21 protein-coding genes are annotated in these 16,164 nt (G+C 42.9%); 6 read left to right on the forward strand and 15 right to left on the reverse strand.

Annotated elements, in window-relative coordinates; translation table 11 throughout:
- Positions 1–95 precede the first annotated feature (95 nt).
- The 10 genes from BR06_RS0101360 to trhA form a co-directional block, all read right to left on the reverse strand.
- A complete protein-coding gene (locus BR06_RS0101360) occupies positions 96–518 on the reverse strand; it encodes a hypothetical protein (protein WP_031479368.1) in 423 nt (140 codons plus the stop codon).
- Between the two features lie 100 nt (positions 519–618).
- Positions 619–1,473, reverse strand: a complete 855-nt coding sequence (locus BR06_RS0101365; protein ID WP_156952630.1) for a hypothetical protein — start codon at positions 1,471–1,473, stop codon at positions 619–621.
- Positions 1,474–1,664: 191 nt separating this feature from the next.
- Positions 1,665–2,099, reverse strand: coding sequence for a hypothetical protein (locus tag BR06_RS0101370; protein ID WP_031479372.1), 435 nt, complete (start codon positions 2,097–2,099; stop codon positions 1,665–1,667).
- Positions 2,071–3,048 (reverse strand): hypothetical protein, encoded by a 978-nt coding sequence (locus tag BR06_RS0101375; RefSeq protein ID WP_031479374.1) that lies wholly within the window; start codon positions 3,046–3,048, stop codon positions 2,071–2,073. The genes BR06_RS0101370 and BR06_RS0101375 overlap by 29 nt, the downstream gene beginning before the upstream one ends.
- A gap of 241 nt (positions 3,049–3,289) precedes the next feature.
- Positions 3,290–3,577, reverse strand: coding sequence for a hypothetical protein (locus BR06_RS0101380; RefSeq protein WP_031479376.1), 288 nt, complete (start codon positions 3,575–3,577; stop codon positions 3,290–3,292).
- Between the two features lie 15 nt (positions 3,578–3,592).
- Positions 3,593–3,985, reverse strand: coding sequence for a Bbp16 family capsid cement protein (locus BR06_RS0101385; RefSeq protein WP_031479377.1), 393 nt, complete (start codon positions 3,983–3,985; stop codon positions 3,593–3,595).
- 48 nt (positions 3,986–4,033) lie between these two features.
- Positions 4,034–5,002, reverse strand: a complete 969-nt coding sequence (locus BR06_RS0101390; RefSeq protein WP_031479379.1) for a major capsid protein — start codon at positions 5,000–5,002, stop codon at positions 4,034–4,036.
- A 105-nt stretch (positions 5,003–5,107) separates the two neighbouring features.
- Complete coding sequence (locus BR06_RS0101395) at positions 5,108–5,812, reverse strand: hypothetical protein (RefSeq protein WP_051676857.1); 705 nt, start codon at positions 5,810–5,812, stop codon at positions 5,108–5,110.
- The gene (locus BR06_RS0101400) at positions 5,805–6,143 is read right to left on the reverse strand and encodes a hypothetical protein (RefSeq protein WP_031479383.1); all 339 of its coding nucleotides are present in this window, start codon (positions 6,141–6,143) and stop codon (positions 5,805–5,807) included. Before BR06_RS0101400 ends, BR06_RS0101395 begins: the two co-directional genes overlap by 8 nt.
- 238 nt (positions 6,144–6,381) lie before the next feature.
- Positions 6,382–7,035 (reverse strand): PAQR family membrane homeostasis protein TrhA, encoded by a 654-nt coding sequence (gene trhA / locus BR06_RS0101405; RefSeq protein WP_034602711.1) that lies wholly within the window; start codon positions 7,033–7,035, stop codon positions 6,382–6,384.
- A gap of 306 nt (positions 7,036–7,341) precedes the next feature.
- On the opposite strand from trhA, the gene BR06_RS0101410 reads away from it, so the two are divergent.
- The 6 genes from BR06_RS0101410 to BR06_RS0101435 all read left to right on the forward strand — a co-directional run bounded on the left by BR06_RS0101410 (position 7,342) and on the right by BR06_RS0101435 (position 12,493).
- A complete protein-coding gene (locus BR06_RS0101410; RefSeq protein ID WP_031479387.1) occupies positions 7,342–7,953 on the forward strand; it encodes a TetR/AcrR family transcriptional regulator in 612 nt (203 codons plus the stop codon).
- 1 nt (position 7,954) lies between these two features.
- Positions 7,955–8,992 (forward strand): HlyD family secretion protein, encoded by a 1,038-nt coding sequence (locus tag BR06_RS0101415; RefSeq protein ID WP_034602712.1) that lies wholly within the window; start codon positions 7,955–7,957, stop codon positions 8,990–8,992.
- Entirely contained in the window at positions 8,985–9,899 is a 915-nt protein-coding gene (locus BR06_RS0101420) for an ABC transporter ATP-binding protein (RefSeq protein WP_031479391.1), read from the forward strand. The genes BR06_RS0101415 and BR06_RS0101420 overlap by 8 nt, the downstream gene beginning before the upstream one ends.
- On the forward strand, positions 9,896–11,038 hold the full coding sequence (locus BR06_RS0101425; protein WP_031479393.1) for an ABC transporter permease: 1,143 nt from the start codon (positions 9,896–9,898) through the stop codon (positions 11,036–11,038). Before BR06_RS0101420 ends, BR06_RS0101425 begins: the two co-directional genes overlap by 4 nt.
- Positions 11,039–11,242: 204 nt before the next feature.
- Positions 11,243–12,022: a DUF4198 domain-containing protein gene (locus tag BR06_RS0101430; protein WP_031479395.1), complete on the forward strand. Its 780-nt coding sequence runs from the start codon at positions 11,243–11,245 to the stop codon at positions 12,020–12,022.
- A complete protein-coding gene (locus tag BR06_RS0101435) occupies positions 12,023–12,493 on the forward strand; it encodes a hypothetical protein (protein ID WP_031479397.1) in 471 nt (156 codons plus the stop codon). It abuts the gene before it with no gap.
- Between the two features lie 3 nt (positions 12,494–12,496).
- Here BR06_RS0101435 and BR06_RS0101440 read toward each other — a convergent pair whose 3' ends face one another.
- From BR06_RS0101440 to BR06_RS0101460, 5 genes are all read right to left on the reverse strand, one after another.
- On the reverse strand, positions 12,497–13,189 hold the full coding sequence (locus BR06_RS0101440; protein ID WP_031479399.1) for a hypothetical protein: 693 nt from the start codon (positions 13,187–13,189) through the stop codon (positions 12,497–12,499).
- 333 nt (positions 13,190–13,522) lie between these two features.
- A complete protein-coding gene (locus BR06_RS0101445; RefSeq protein WP_031479401.1) occupies positions 13,523–15,193 on the reverse strand; it encodes a portal protein in 1,671 nt (556 codons plus the stop codon).
- Positions 15,194–15,261: 68 nt separating this feature from the next.
- Positions 15,262–15,381: a Com family DNA-binding transcriptional regulator gene (locus BR06_RS20255; RefSeq protein ID WP_156952631.1), complete on the reverse strand. Its 120-nt coding sequence runs from the start codon at positions 15,379–15,381 to the stop codon at positions 15,262–15,264.
- On the reverse strand, positions 15,378–15,857 hold the full coding sequence (locus BR06_RS0101455) for a hypothetical protein (RefSeq protein ID WP_031479403.1): 480 nt from the start codon (positions 15,855–15,857) through the stop codon (positions 15,378–15,380). The genes BR06_RS20255 and BR06_RS0101455 overlap by 4 nt, the downstream gene beginning before the upstream one ends.
- 11 nt (positions 15,858–15,868) lie before the next feature.
- On the reverse strand, positions 15,869–16,132 hold the full coding sequence (locus tag BR06_RS0101460) for a hypothetical protein (protein WP_031479405.1): 264 nt from the start codon (positions 16,130–16,132) through the stop codon (positions 15,869–15,871).
- Between the last annotated feature and the right edge of the window lie 32 nt (positions 16,133–16,164).

The raw sequence follows: 16,164 nt of genomic DNA on the forward strand, positions 1-16,164 counted from the left end.
GAAAAAAATGTGGAAAAAGGCAAAAAAAGGCCCCGACCAAAGTCGGGGCTGATAAAATTAGTTTGTTTTAATTGATTTCGGTTTATCGTTTTAGATTACTCAGGAGTATTCGAGGCCCCCATCTGCAATTGCGCCTTTGCTACGCCCTCTTGAATCTTTTCGAAATCGCCGCTCGAAACAGAGAAAAATACTTCATAATATTTATTTTTCTTAGTTCTAATTGAGAATTGATCTATATCACCGAGTAAACTAATTTTCCCCATGTCCAAAAACTTAACGTCTTTAATCTCTTTAAATAAGATGTGGATAGCAATATGCGCATAGTTAATAACAATCCTATCTTCTTTGACTGAGTTAAGCAGATACTCAAACCGCACCATGTATACGGACACAGCTACAGACCCTGCAATCACCAGATAACCCCAATAGTATCCATAGGTTGCAAAGATAAAAAAAACAATTAACCATATTAAAAAACCATAAAACAAAAAATAAGATTTAACTTTAAAAAATGTCATCTTCCTCCGCTTCATAGATAAAAGTTAACGGATATCAATATTCCAACCGCTCCCCTTCAACTAGCTTATAAATTTACATACTTTACAAAATAAATTTTACTTAATCAAACCAACTATAAATCTTCTCAAGAACCTCAGGGGTTGGATCAAATACTCCTTCAACTGTGGAAGAAGTCCTTCCTGCAGTTGTTTCAAAAGGCTGTATAAGTTTAGTCTTGACTGATCCCCCAAAAGTAAGTGCTGTTGAATGAGCTTTACCATTAGAACTTTTAGTTAATCCGATGGAGACCCCCTTTAAAGTAGGTGAAACAGATACTCCCGCATAGTTACTCACCCCCTCAAAGTCCTCTGGTTTTTCCGCATTAGATTGTACGATTGATCCCTCTAATCCAGCACCCATAATATTTGACACTCCACCTTCACTCTCTCGAACAAGAACCGCGTGGTCTTTATCAATGAAGTGCACTCCAAATCCCAAGCTACCTTTAAAGCCTAGCCCTGAAAGAGCCACAGCAACCCTAGCCCCATATGTATCTTCCACATCACCATCAGCCAGCCTCTTCGCATCCCTCTCTGAAGCTCTTCTAATGGCTGCGGCTTGTTCCCCCGGGGAAACTGGTACCATGGTCCCCTTTTGAGAACACATCATAATAGGCTGACCTTCGCCATTAAGAGCTATCTCTGGTGGAGTTACATCAAAAGAGGTTAGGTTTTCACCCTCAGCAGTGCTATTATTAGGTCTACCCGTGCTGGTAGCTACAGGCTTACCCTTAAAATCATCCTGCCCAGTAGTACTACGAGTAGCCGCATTTCTCAGTGCGTTCAACTCATTATTAGAAACGTCCGCAGAGTCAACTTCCGGCTCGCGCGACTTTCCCATCCCCCCTTGCATGGACACAGAATTCACATTTTTACCACTTTTTTCTTCCGCCTTACTTTCACCTAAATGACTCATAAAACCTCTCTTAGTTTTCTGGAAGACACCAAAAACACGAACCTTTCCCATGTTAATAGAGACTAGCCATTGCTTAATACATTCAGGATAGCGGTTAAGCCGGACCCGAAACAGCCGAGTCAGGTCCGGGCTGGAAAAAAATGTGGAAAAAGGCAAAAAAAATGCCCCGACCGAAGTCGGGGCTGATTATATTACTTAATATCTTCTATCTCATCTGGAAGATCTTCTTCTAGTTCTTTTAATTCAGGGTACCGATCATAGAATCCTTCAAGGGGTTCTAATTCGATTTTGCATTCTGGACAAACTAGACTTTTAAGAATTCGTAAGATACCGAAAGAAAAGGTCTTTTCGCATAGAGGACATATCATCCCTTGACTGTTTTCTCTTATAAAATCCTTCTTAAACAATCCATACGCAATGCTAATACAACCAAAGACTGTCATTCCCCAGCGAGCAATCATATTTAAACTTGCAATTCTAAAGAATGGATCTGCCGAATCCAAAAATGGCATACTCCAAAGGATAAAGAGAATTCCAGTAGCAATGTACATCACTCTACTAATTAATTTATCCCATTGTTCAAAAAACTCACACATTCTATCTATTATCCTTAGCAGTCCTTTCATGTACAATATCTCCTAAGTGTGGCTTTAACTGTTTACGAATAACTTCACCCGTTTCACGAATTCTATCCCTATTAGCAATTGCTGTCCCTAGAGCTCCTGCCCAACTAACCGGGGGAAGTTCTCCGGGGTTAAATGCCGACACAAAATCATAGCCTCTTTTAAGATTTTTTACTGTGCTAGGGCTAGTTGCAATTCTACTGGCTACTCCTTGAGCTGCATTCTCGACAATACCACTTACGGCTGTCCCTGTTCGAATTAAGGCAGGTGCCACCGCTACCCCAGAAGCCATAGCAATAGGCAATCCTCCTGCCCCAAGAGCTATACCCGTATACGTCTGCAACTCTTCATTATTCTTAAATTCATCAACAGTCTTCCCAACAGCTTCACCAGCCGCCTTACCACCTTCAACCACAGCCTTCCCGATGCCTTCAATGCTTTTATCCATCGCACCATCAAGGCCTGCTGCAATTGAGGCGGTAGCATCGCTCATTCCTGAAAACATTTTAAAGAAAACACCGTCCGCTTTATTTTGCTCTCTCTTTGCGTGTATCTCTCCAAGCCTTTTCACAACGTCAGCATCCTTCCCCGGCGGTATTGCAACGGGGTTGCCCATTGCATCATATGTAACAATGGGCTTACCTTCAAAATTATAAGCTATATCTGAAGGCTTTGTTCCATTCTGTAACAGATGATCATTAACCTGCTTATGGTAATCATCTATGTGGGAAGTTCCATATGTATTTTTCTTAGGATCAGGCTTACCCTTAGAACCATCCTGCCCTGTAGTACTACGAGTAGCCGCATTTCTCAGTGCGTTCAACTCATTATTAGGACCGCCCTCAGAGTCAACTTCCGGCTCGCGCGACTTTCCCATCCCCCCTTGCGCGGACACAGAATTCACCTTTTTACCACTTTTTTCTTCTGCCATACTTTCACCTGAACGATTCATAAAACCTCTCTGTTTTTTATGGAAGTCACCAAAAACACGAACCTTTCCCATGTTAATAGAGACTAACCATTGCTTAATACATTCAGGATAGCGGTTAAGCCGGACCCGAAACAGCCGAGTCAGGTCCGGCTAAAATAAATATTTAAAAAAACAAAAAAAGAAGCCCCCGGAATAAATTCCGGGGGCTAATAGGATGTCACGACCACAAATTATGAATTACAGAATGAGTTATGTTTATAATTTAATCTGCACATGCCTCCTTAAGAAGGGTACGCAATTTGGGCAAGCTGTCTTTCGGAGAGAAGGTCACTCCGAGTTTATTAAGCTTTCCTTTCAATTCTTCTCTTTCACTTTTTGACCCTTTTTTATCAGAGCCATCTTCATTAGAGCTATCGCCCCCGTCTTCCCGTTTGAAATGGTCTGATACTTTTACACCGTCTCCATATTCAACTTCATCTCCGACATTAAACCGCTGAAATACGCCCTGCGGATTCCTTACAAAACAATTCTTTTCACAGATATATTTCAAAATAATCTCTTTAAGTTATACGTTCGTCTGGTCGTCCATGATGAGATAACCGCTGACTTTACCAGCAGTTGCATCACTTCCGCCAACGGTGAAGGACAATCTTACAAATCCTTTATGTTTCACAGGGAGGGATGGCAACGGAAAGCTGTATCCTTTCACAAGATCAACAACGGGGATTGCGCCGGATTCGAATACGGTATCAAAAAGACCGAAGGTATCAGTTTCAGATGCCTGTAATGCTATCCTAAGATCCGTCAGACCTGCGAAGTCTTCAGTATCCACGAACACTTTTAATTTAATGCCGTTGCCACTTCCGCAATCTTCGCCAACATTGATAACATTCTGAGAAACAGCGTTTCCAGTTACGGCCTGCTCTTCACAAAAACAAAGTTCTTTATCCAAATACATATAATTATCCTTTCAATTTTATCAGTTAAAAATCAGAAACCCAACCAATTATGCAATTACTGCAGACTCAGTGTTAAGAATTGAATCAACTCTACGAATCGGACAGCCCCAGAATGTTGTTACAGGCTTGCCTTCCCAGTTTTCAGTTTTAAGCATGACATTGTTCTTGTCTGATGCTTCAATATCGAGCTGAGTTTTTACGGTCTGGTTACAGTAAATTACGGTCTTACCCATGTTGGTATTAGGAATCTTGTTCATAGCTTCAATTAAAGCATGGCGCAGAGATTCTGTTCCGAAGTTTGTGGTGTCGATAGAAGCAATGCGCATGACATAACGCCAATCGCGGACAACAAGACCCGGAGTCCATTTGAAATGGGTACGAAGGCCCTGATATTTACCACCGTTAGCATCTTCGAGAGTGACCTCACCAAGATCCTTGTGAGAAAGGCCGCCAGCGCTACCCTTAGGGAAAGTGAAATGCACAGTCTGATCAGACCAGCAAACGATCCAAATGGATGTGCAGTTATCGCCTGTTCCACCAAAGTTTATAACGTTTTCATGATCAAGGGAGCCAAAACGTGCAGACAATCCCAAGTATTTTTCAGGCTCAAGTGCTGTATCACCATAAACGAATGTATCTGCAAATTCCTTATTCATAGCCTCGAGGAACGCACGTTCTTCTGAGGTACGGAAAGTAGAGGAATCACCATTGAGATCAGACAGCGCTTTATCGATTTCAGCGTAAGACTCAAGCATACCACAGCTATCATCAATCTGTTTGGTGCGGGACTTACTCGGCTTGATACCGTAGTTAAGTTTACGCCAACTGACAGTTGGTAAATCCGTACGGACAGTGGTTCTGTGACCAGTCGGAAGGTTACCCTCGACCCATGCGGCGTCTACGAGGACTTCATTTGTCTGTGAAAGAGCTTCAACAATAGAAGTAGCTTCGCCACCAGCGCCAAGACGGCTGGACCAATCTGCAAGAGTAAGTGCGTTTCCACCAATAGTTCCCATAAAAAATCTCCTTGAAATTAGGCTATCTGGAAGCTCTATTTTAAGGACGCTTTAAGCGTTCAAAATATATATTCAATCGTCCTCTATGAACGATTATCCGTGAATCTAAACAGGCTGATTCGGATAAAGAATCTCGCCCATTGTTTTTTTACGTCCGCTCGGACCTTTGTTATCAACATAGCTATCTTCGGACATTTTCACCCCGATGCCGTGAAAAGCTTTGATAATTTCGGGATGATTCTGATAGCCGGCTTCCACAATCATATTTACAAGTTCAGGGGACGCAAAAGCCTGAAGCGCATTATTCGCGATACCCATGTTTTTGTTGTACGACGCACCCTGCCAACCAGGGAGAGACTTTGTTTCTTCACGCCACTTGCCAGCTTGTAACTTTTGGTCTTGACCTCTCGCAACTTCAAGCTGACCGTTGAAGTCCACCAATTTTTGAGCCATTTCGCCGGAAACGCCATTTTCTCTCGCAAAATCCCTGAACTGTTTGTCAATATAAGGCTGAACATTCGCCCCTTCTCCATAATTAATTTTATAGTCAGCAGGATCAATTGAGGGCTGAGCTTTCCCCTGCTCCTGCTGCGCACCGTTAGCCGATCTCTCGGCAGGATTTTCATTCGCCCCTTGCGTATTTTGGCTAGCTTTGTTCGGATTAAAATTATCCCCGAAAAAAGTTTCCCCATTACCACTGTTACCTTCGTTACTTTGGCCCTCGTTGCTTTGACCTTCGCCACTTTGACTCTCTCCACCAGTTGCAGCTACTTCAGTTTGCACCTCATCCGGTGCAACAGAATCACTCATTTCTCTTCTCCTCCTCATTCCTCAAGTTTTGAGCACGATCACGAATAATAGATAGGTAGATTTCCTCATCCGCCGTAACAACCGGCGCAAGAATATTTTCAACCACAAAATCGTGAACAGCTACATTTCGATAAATGTCTGCCTCTTTAGAATAAAGAGTTGCGTTTACTCCTCCCTGTTCAAGTAAAAAGGTGAACACTCTTTTTCCATGTGGAGAACCAAAAGTTGTTTTCACATCAGCCAGAAACTGCTCAGTTAATCTGTGATGTTCTTTTTTAATCCTCTCCGATTCCAATTGTTCATCTTCTAAAAAAACCGGCTCAATTGTCATAGACTCTAATCCTCCTGAAAGGGGAGTTGTATTTGTTCCTCCCCCCTACAAGACATAGAATATAAAAATACCCGGACCCGAATCAGCCGATTCAGGTCCGGGAGGACTACTTTTTTTAAATAAAGTGGAAAACAGAGAATATTTGAGAGAAACGAAGGCCTAAACAGAAGCGCATTATGAAGTATAGTACAATTAAATTGGACACTTAAGGACAGCTATCTAATATTCAAACAAGACATTAGCTCATGACAGAAATATATTTATACATCACCCAAAAATGGCACAAACTACCCAAAACAACGGAAATATGGAATATTTCATGGAAATTTAGGACATGAGAACGCAAGTTTGGACGTTTTAAAGCATAAATAATTGCCCCAATTGAGTAGAAAACGCCTCCCGCAACAAGCCAAAGTAGCGCTCCAGTCTGCAAAGCTTGCATAAGCGGCCATATTCCGACAATCGCAAGCCAGCCCATGGCGAGATAAAAACCAGTAGAAAGCCAGCGCGGTGCATGCATCCAAAACAACTTAGTGATAATGCCGCCCGCAGCCATGGCCCATATACATATAAATAAGGACCAACCCCACGTCCCTTTCAACCCCACAAGACAAATGGGAGTATAGGTCGCAGCTATATATATGAATATCATGCTGTGATCCACTTTACGCATATACGCCTGCCCTTTCTCGGACAACGGAAGCCAGTGGTAAAGAGTGCTGGCCAGATATAAAAGAATCATTCCGCCGCCAAACACAGAAAAAGTCACCACATGCATCATATTAAATGGATGTAGTGATTTACCAAGAAGCAGCACAAGCCCTACAATGGCGAGGCAAAAGCCTATAAAATGAGTAAACCCGTTCATAGGTTCGCGGAAATATAGATTCACTATTCACCCGTGATTTTAAGAAGTTCGTTCGAGCTGCATACTTTAATATATGCTTAATAATATCCTCGCAACACCTAAGGACGACAACTTCAACCATTAACATGTCGCCTAAGGCTTACTCTCGCAAACACATTGCAAACCAGTTAATTTCTTCTCAGATTATATAAACTTTGAAAGTGTGACTAATTATGCGCAAACACCGAAATTAAATTAGACGACCATTGTGAATTTAAATTCACATATCATTTGACTTAATCTAACGACGCTTGTTAAAGTGAATTCACTTTCACATAATAGGAGCACACTTTGAGTAAACGAATGGATAGACAATCGCGTCGCGAACAGATCGCCGAAGCTGCACTTAAACTTGCAGAAAAAGGTGTCTCGTTCATAACAATGGAGAGCGTTGCGAAGGCATGCAGCATTGTCCCTTCCGCCCTTTATCGTCACTACCGCAACAAAGATGAGGTTTTTGACGGTTTGCGCGACCTTGTGCGTGACAAGTTGATTGAAAACGCAACCCTTGCTGCCAAAGAAGAAAAAAGTCCTATGGCAACTCTAAAGAATCTTGCGCTCAGACATGCAGATCTACTTTACAAATATCCCGGTATTCCACGGCTCATGTTTTCTGACAAAATCTCTGGGAAAAAGTCGCTTAGACGCAAAGCATTCCTTGCTGTTATGAATGAGTATCGGCAGGCCGCAGCTTCGATTGCCGAAGAAGGACAAAAGTCTGGCGAACTACGAACTGATGTTAAACCGGAAGATATTGTCTTCATGCTTCTCGGAACGGTAGTACCGCCTTCATTTATATTCCATATTTCTGATGGCGAATTCGACCCGAGACCACAAGTAAAACAAAACTTAATGCTTTTTGAAGACGCTGTTAAGTTCAGAAAAAATAACGAGGACGTGTAATATGAATATCCCAGACATTCGCATTCATAAAACCATATTGCTGATATCGTTATGCTTCCTGCTGTTCTCGTGCACGGATCAAGAAAACTTCCTTTGGCAAGGTTATGTTGAAGGTGAATTTGTCTACGTATCCTCCCCTCTCGGCGGCCAACTCGACGAGATAAAAGTCAAGAAGGGTCAGCAAATAATCGAAGGGCATCCGCTGTTCACTCTCGAAAGAGAATTTGAAAAAGCGGGAGTGAGCGAAGCGTCCGAAAATATGGATAAGGCCCTCAACGACCTTGCGGACAAACGTAAAGGGCGCAGGCCTTCTGAAATTGCTTCCATTAAAGCTCGGCTCAGAAAAGCGAAGTCGGCTGAATCACTGGCGGCAATAGACTATAAGCGCAGGGCAAATCTGTACAAATCTCGCACCATTTCAGAAGAGGAACGCGACAAAGCAAGATCTGATTATCAACAAGCCACTCAACAGGTGAGGCAAACTTCATCCGAGCTTACTACCGCGACCCTCGGTTCAAGATCCGATGAAATCAAGGCCGCGGAATCAGCCGTAGAAGCGGCAAAGGCACGCCTAGAGCAAGCCCGTTGGAATTACAATCAGAAGGAACAGAATGCGCCGCGCACAGGTTTGGTCTTCGATACCATTAGATATAAAGGCGAATGGGTTCCGGCAGGCAAACCGATTCTATCAATTTTACCACCCGAGAATCGCAAAGTTATATTTTATGTGCCCGAACCAATCGTAGGAGGATTCTCCGTTGGTGAAGAACTGCTCCTAAACTATGACGGAATAAAAGAGCCAGTAAAAGTAAAGGTTACATACATTGCGCCGGAAGCCGAATATACTCCGCCTGTTATTTATTCCAGCGAAAGCAGAGCGAAACTTGTTTTCATGATTGAAGCTTACCCTTCGCTAAGTGAAGCCTTGCTCCTTAAACCCGGCCAGCCTGTAGATATCAGCCGCGATGCAAAATATTTTAATGGTAAAACCAGCTTAATCGAAACAGTTAAGACTTTCTTCCGAGGCAAGAATGAATGATCAAACTGTCATAGACGTCAAAGGCGTGACAAAGATATTTGGTAAGCGCACGGTTGTTGACGGACTGGATATGAAAGTCAAAAAGGGTGAGATATATGGTTTTCTCGGTCCAAATGGATCAGGAAAAACCACATTTATCCGCATGCTTTGCGGACTTCTACACCCTGACGCCGGATCTGGAACCTGTCTTGGTCACAACATAATTACCGAGTCTGATCAAATCAAGCCGCAAGTAGGCTACATGGCGCAAAAATTCAGCCTCTACGGAGATCTGACCGTACAGGAAAATCTGGATTTCCTAGCTCGTGCTTATCAATTGCCTAACCGCAAAAAGCTAATTGCGGACGCGATAGAACGCATGGGTCTAGGCAGATTCACAAACCAATTAGCGGACAGCCTTTCGGGCGGCTGGAAACAGCGACTCGCCTTGACAGGTTGTACTCTGCACAGCCCGAAACTTTTGCTCCTCGATGAACCAACGGCCGGAGTTGATCCTTCAGCCCGGAGAGATTTCTGGGACGAGGTTCATAACCTAGCCGCGCAAGGGATAACTGCCCTCATCAGCACACATTATATGGATGAAGCTGAGCGTTGCCACAGACTGGCATATATTGCGTACGGCAAGCTTTTGGCAAAAGGAACGTTAGAGGAATTAATTGATCAGTCGGGACTTCATACATGGACTTTGAAAGGACCGCGGCTTAATGAAATGACGCCCCTATTGCGTGCAACCGAGGGTATTGATCAAGTTGTTGCATTCGGAAACACTTTGCACATCAGCGGCAGAGATTCCAATATTATTGAACGAGGCATACGTAAAGTTGCCAGTCCTGAAAACAGTTTTAACCCATCGGAAACAAGTCTCGAAGAAGTCTTCATAGATCTAATGCAGGGGATGAATCCATGAAAGCTCTAAAGCTGTTTTCATTTAAAAGATTCATGGCAATGGCGGGCAAAGAATTTGTGCAAATGCGCAGGGATCGTCTCACTTTCGCAATGATGATCGGCATACCGCTAATTCAGCTAATTCTTTTCGGATACGCAATAAACTCAGACCCCAGACATTTGCCACTTGCAATTCTGTCAGGGGATAACAGTCAATATTCAAGGTCGATTGTATCCGGCATGCAAGCCAGTACATATTTTGATGTGGACAGATTCATTAGTTCACGAGCTGAAGCCAACAGGTTGCTTGAACTTGGTGATGTGCAGTTCGTGCTGACGATTCCGGAACAGTTCGGACAGAAAATTGAACGTGGAGAACGCCCTGTTTTACTAATTGAAGCTGATGCGACTGACCCAATGGCAACAGGCAATGCCGTAAATTCCATGCGCGAAATAGTGGACCGTGCATTGCGACGGAATTTGAAAGGATCGCTCAGTTATTTGCTCCCGGAAAAATCTCCGGTAGATGTGCGAGTTCATGCGGACTACAACCCCGAAGCTATCAGCCAATACAATATAGTGCCGGGGTTAATGGGAGTAATCCTCACCCTGACGCTTTCAATGATTACGTCACTTGCAATCACCAGAGAGCGCGAACGCGGAACTATGGAAAATTTACTGACCACGCCAGTACGCCCGCTTGAGGTAATGCTCGGGAAAATCATCCCCTATGTGATGGTCGGCTACATTCAGGTGATGCTGATTATGTTGGCTTCGATCTTTCTGTTTCACGTACCGATTAACGGCAATCCGGTGATCATCTTTCTATACTCATCAATATTTATTGCCGCGAATTTGACCGTGGGGGTAACAATTTCAACTGTTGCCAAGAATCAGCTTCAAGCCGTGCAGATGTCCATATTCTTTTTTCTGCCATCACTACTGCTGTCAGGATTCATGTTTCCATTTCGCGGAATGCCACAATGGGCACAAACAATAGGATCAGTTCTACCGCTGACGCATTACCTGCGGTTAGTACGAGGAGTTCTACTAAAGGGAAGCGGCTGGGCTGAATCTACACACCACCTGTGGCCTATCATTATTTTCTGGATGATAGTCCTAGCTGTAGGACTTAAGAGGTATCGACAGACGTTAGATTAGCCTATTTACTAAAACAATTCAGCTAAGATAACCTATTAGCCCTTCGCCCATTTTATGGACGAAGGGCTTTTTTATGGAAAAATCAAAACTAGCCCGCCCTACCACATACGTTATTTTAAAATTAAAACGTAGTATTGACATATCTATTCTAAATAGATAGCACTCATGCTATATTTTTTAAAAATTATTAACCAGAGGTGTTTTATGAAAATTTCGAACTCAGCTACTTTTTCTCTTCTTGTTATTCTAACATTGCTGTCTGCAAGTTCTGCTTTTGCACACGAATTCATAATTAAACCAGTGCAACTGACCACTGAGGTAAACAGTGTACTTCCATTCAGAATTATTTCAGCCCACGCCTTTATGATCAGTGAAGAAATGGAACCTATGGACAAGGTTGAAGCCAATTTCATTTTCAAGGATAAAACCCAAAAACTAACACTTGAAGAAGATAAAATGCTGATGTCATTAAGTGGACAATGCATCCCCTCATCAGAAGGAACGGCAATTATCGCAGGACATAGAAAAGGGATGATCTGGACACAAACTACTCAAGGCTGGAAACAGCAGTCAAAGAAAGGTCTGAAGGGAGTTATTCGCAGTGGTAAATATGAAAAGTTCAGCAAGGCATTAGTAACAGTTGGAAAACCTGATGGTAATTTCAGCAAAACGGTCGGGCATAAACTAGAAGTAGTTCCGCTTTCCGACCCTACACAAGCTAAAGTTGGTGACGAAATAGTTTTCAAAACTCTTTTCAAAGGAAAGCCTATTTCCGTAGAAAATGTTCTTGCCTCTTATGATGGATTCTCACTTAATCCTAACACCTACGCCTATTTTACCGAACCTTACGGAGAAGGACTTGCTAAGGTTACAATCTCTCACCCGGGAGTCTGGATGGTCCGTGTTCAGCATAAAATAGATAAACCAACAGCCGACTATGACAGCAATGTATTACGTGCAGTTCTAGTTTTCGAAGTTAAATAAATGACAGCGCCAAAAAAAACACCGACCGTAATATTAATTACGGTCGGCATCATCCTTTATTGTAGTACAGTTTGGGCACATGGAGTTTCTTATGAACTCCTCGAAGCCTCTAAGACTATAACTTTTAAAACAGTATTTTCATCAGGAGAGCCTATCTCATACGGAGAAGTTTTAATATTTTCTCCAGAGGACTCTGAAATTGAATATCAAAACGGCAGAACGGATAAACTTGGGCAATTTTCATTCCTGCCGAATAAAAATGGAAAGTGGAAAATTGAGATAAATGGCGGGATGGGTCATAAAATATTTTTTGATATTGATATTACTGATTTGCATGGTGAAAATAAGATTGAAATACAGAACAAACCAACAACGTTCAAATCATCACTTTATATGCGAATAGCACTGGGAATCAGTTTAATTTTTAATATGTTTTTAGCGTCACGAATCATTTGGATAAAAAAAGCCTAGCAATCACAAAGTAAAACAAAAACATCCCGGAAAACAGTATATTCCGTTGGCCTGCATCCAGTACCCCTGTTTACCGCTTTCATCTTCGTACAATCTGCTAAGCCCTATACGGATATAAACATCTTCACCTCCGGCAAGCAGAGTATTCAGTTCGTCCATTCTGTCTTGCTGAATATATTGTAGAACGCAAGAATGAAAGTTCAAATCCGCGATAGGAGTATACCCAAATATATCTCCAGACTTGTCCTGAAAACTTAACCGTATTTTTTTATCGCCACTTTCCATTGCAGAAAGAGACATCGACAACGGATTTACTCTAATAGTTTTTATTGAGAATTCAGGAGGGCAGTCATAAGGAGCGCAACATACTTTAGATGAGATGACTCCCTTAAAAGCTTCACTTACTGAGTCGAATGCAGTTTGCTCAAGCACCCCTTTGAATGAATTATCATCCATCATCCCTAGCCACAAATCATTCACCATGTGGCAATCTTCAACATGCGGGCGGGTTGCTCCATCTATGGGAAAAACGGTTGCATCAACAAGCATCCCTGGACGAATTCCTTTCTGCGCAACAAGCTCTCTTGTTGCGTAAGGCAAAGGCCTATGACAAGTGCAGTTCTCTACATCAAGTAGAGCCATGCAAACATTATCAGTATCCTTAAAGCGAGTTATATCTGTAACCACTAACTTCATAATTACCCGTTCCCTCTGCCCAACCCCTCAGGCTCCATTTGAAAATAAATTCAGTGACCCATAATATTATAACTGTTATCCCTACAGACATTATTCGAATATGTCACCCTTAGAAGGCTGAATTAATGCAATTAAAATTTATTTTGTGCTTTTTATAAAATCGAAAAACCACAAATTGTAAATCACCTTCTATAACATACAGACATAAATGATTATAAATTCGATCGGGACAAATTTCAACAGCCCAAACCGCAAGAGGTCATTAACCTTTCATTTCAAACAAAAAGCGGAGTCTTAAAAAAAAGACTCCGCTTAAATGTTATTCAGCAAAAATTATATTGAACTCATAATCTGCTCGGCCTTTCCGGCTATTCCCATAACATCACTGGTATTAAGGCCAGCTTGAGACAAATCCTTCATCATTCCAGCCCCCGCTGTTGCGGCAGCCATACCTTGTTGCATCCTCATTTGTTTACTTTGCATTTCTTGACGCTGAGCTCTGAATTTTTCAACTTCGCTATCAGAACGAACTATACCAATTGGAACACCTATCAAGTCCGCATACTCATCAATGGCTCGGTCCATATCAACCTTATCTAAAACCTCAGGACTTGCTCCGGCAAGCCTGCCAACAAATTCAGATAGTGACTGGATTGACTGAGTGCCGACCATCTTCTGAGCCTGAGCCAGAATTGAGATGTAATCGATACGAATATCAGCACCCTCAAGGAAAGCAGGAGGGTCCGGCAATTCACCTGAACGAGTCAAAATTCCGAAAACTCGATCAATCAGCGGATCGAGGAGTTCGGTATGCTGACGTTCAATAACAGGTCCAAGTTGAATCAATTTTTCCTCATGCCGCTCAGCAACCTCAGCCGCTGTAATCATTTTACGATTAGACCCCGCCATCATCATGAAGACATCATTATAAAAGCCTTCACGAATTGCAGTTCGAACGTCCTGAATCTTAGCACTGACTCCGCCAAGATCTGGCCGAACCTGATAAAGCGGCGAGATGGAATCCTGCTGGTTCTGCTCCACCGGATTTTGTCCACCGGGAAGAAGATTCAAACGCCTCGAGTACATGGACGGAACCTTCATGGGCGGACGAAGTGTAAGATGCACAGCCTGTATCTGGCTTTTGCTCATCTCCATCAACATTTTCACATCAGCTAGGACATCCATTCCCGGTGAACGCCCATATACATCCATAGCAGAAGTATCCCAGCGCGGGGCCATGTACGGATTCTCCATAAATCCGCTCTCGGAAAGGATCTCATTACCTCTGCCGCTAAGCATAAACACAGACTCAAACGGCATATTCTGTTTGTCTATCTTATCTGAATCAAACTCGTCACGTGGCTGAACAGCATGAAGGACATCAAACCAATGATCACGATTGCTTTTGAGGCTTGTACGAACCGTTGCCGGAAGAGCATCAATACCAAATCTTTTTTCAAGCTGCCGCGCCGTCATTTTAAATTCACGGTAGACAGTATCAACGCGCCCCTGCGCATCAGTTGCTAGACAATACTCTCCAGCAGTTAAAGTGCGAAATCTAATTCCACGCTCATCATCCGGTTCACAATACAAAATACCAGTCCCAAACCCAGCAAGCTCTGTATAGAGCGAATGGATACAGGAATAAAAGTTACTCCGCGCCAATGCTCTGTACATGACGGTTTCAACTTTTGAAATCCAGTCACGCACACTTTTATGTTTAGCCATATCACGATCAGCAATACCAAGCCTGAACCACGGACGAGCAGGAGAAGTCAAACCACCTTGAAGACCGGCTGCAAGAATCCGCAATGATCTTGTAGCCGTTGAATCAATTATGCGGTTGCCCTTTCTACGCCCGTCGTTAGGCTGACTTCCAGCATAAAGCCCTTTTCGCGGAAGGATATAATCACTTATTTCTTTCCAATGCCCCTCCCAAGAACTGCGTTCCTGTAAGAGAGACTTTAAACGCGATTCGTACCTATTTTTATTATTCGAATTCATTTTTTAACCGATATTACCTTTAAATTTAAAGGGGCTTTCAATGTCCCTCTGTGTTTAACACCAACTGTTTATATCTTTTCACACACCAACTTTACTATTTTTTTACACTTAGGACACTTAACCTGCACTTCGATCAGTTGCCCTTTCATTAACAATCTTCCGCAAACCGGACATCTGTGATCAATCATTGCATCACTCCTTTTGAGTTCTGTAGAATCTTCTTCTGAACTTTCGCCCCAGCGGCAACTCCGTCCGGCCCGGTAAGAATAGTATTCTTCCTGCCAAGCGAATGAACTTGCCTCATCCGCCCTTCAGTCGCCCGCCTAGTTTTTATTTTCAAATCTAGATCGGCGTTCTGCGCATCAACTTCTCTTTTACGAATATCATTCGGGTGTAGCCATTCATTATCAATCTGGCTAAACCCTGCATTCGTCATTTCCCCTGGGGTATACCAATGTCCAGTTTTCTCCGAAAACGTCCAATCCTCCGGCACTCCCCATCCAGCCGGAGCTTTAAGCCCTTTGGAGTTAGACGAAGGATTTGTCCCGTATGTTGTTTTATGCCACTTAAAGTAACCATTAAAACCGGGAGAACCGTAATCATACCAAACATTCGATTCATTGCCATTGGCAGTTGGAAGAGTTGGTCTATAATAATCGCTCATTATTTAAACCTCTACTGCCCGAGCTTGGTTTTCTGCCCAAGTAAAGTTGCGTTATCAGTCTCAGATTGGCCGAGCACGCCCTGCCCACCAGTGAGGACTGTCGAACTTCTGCCCTTTTTAAGTCTATCAAGTTCACGCATTTTTTTGGCCTTTAGAGCCTCTTCACTTTGCTGCAAATCAGCATCAAGCACTGGCGGAGCCGGTGCCGATGTTACAGGTGGCGCCGGCGCTGCTGCTATAGGTGTTGATGGTGATTTAGATCCAGATCCGCCCATGATCATTCCCCTTTTTTAAAGTTTAAATTTTA

The sequence above is a fragment of the Maridesulfovibrio frigidus DSM 17176 genome (assembly GCF_000711735.1).
Taxonomy (GTDB): Bacteria; Desulfobacterota; Desulfovibrionia; order Desulfovibrionales; family Desulfovibrionaceae; genus Maridesulfovibrio; species Maridesulfovibrio frigidus.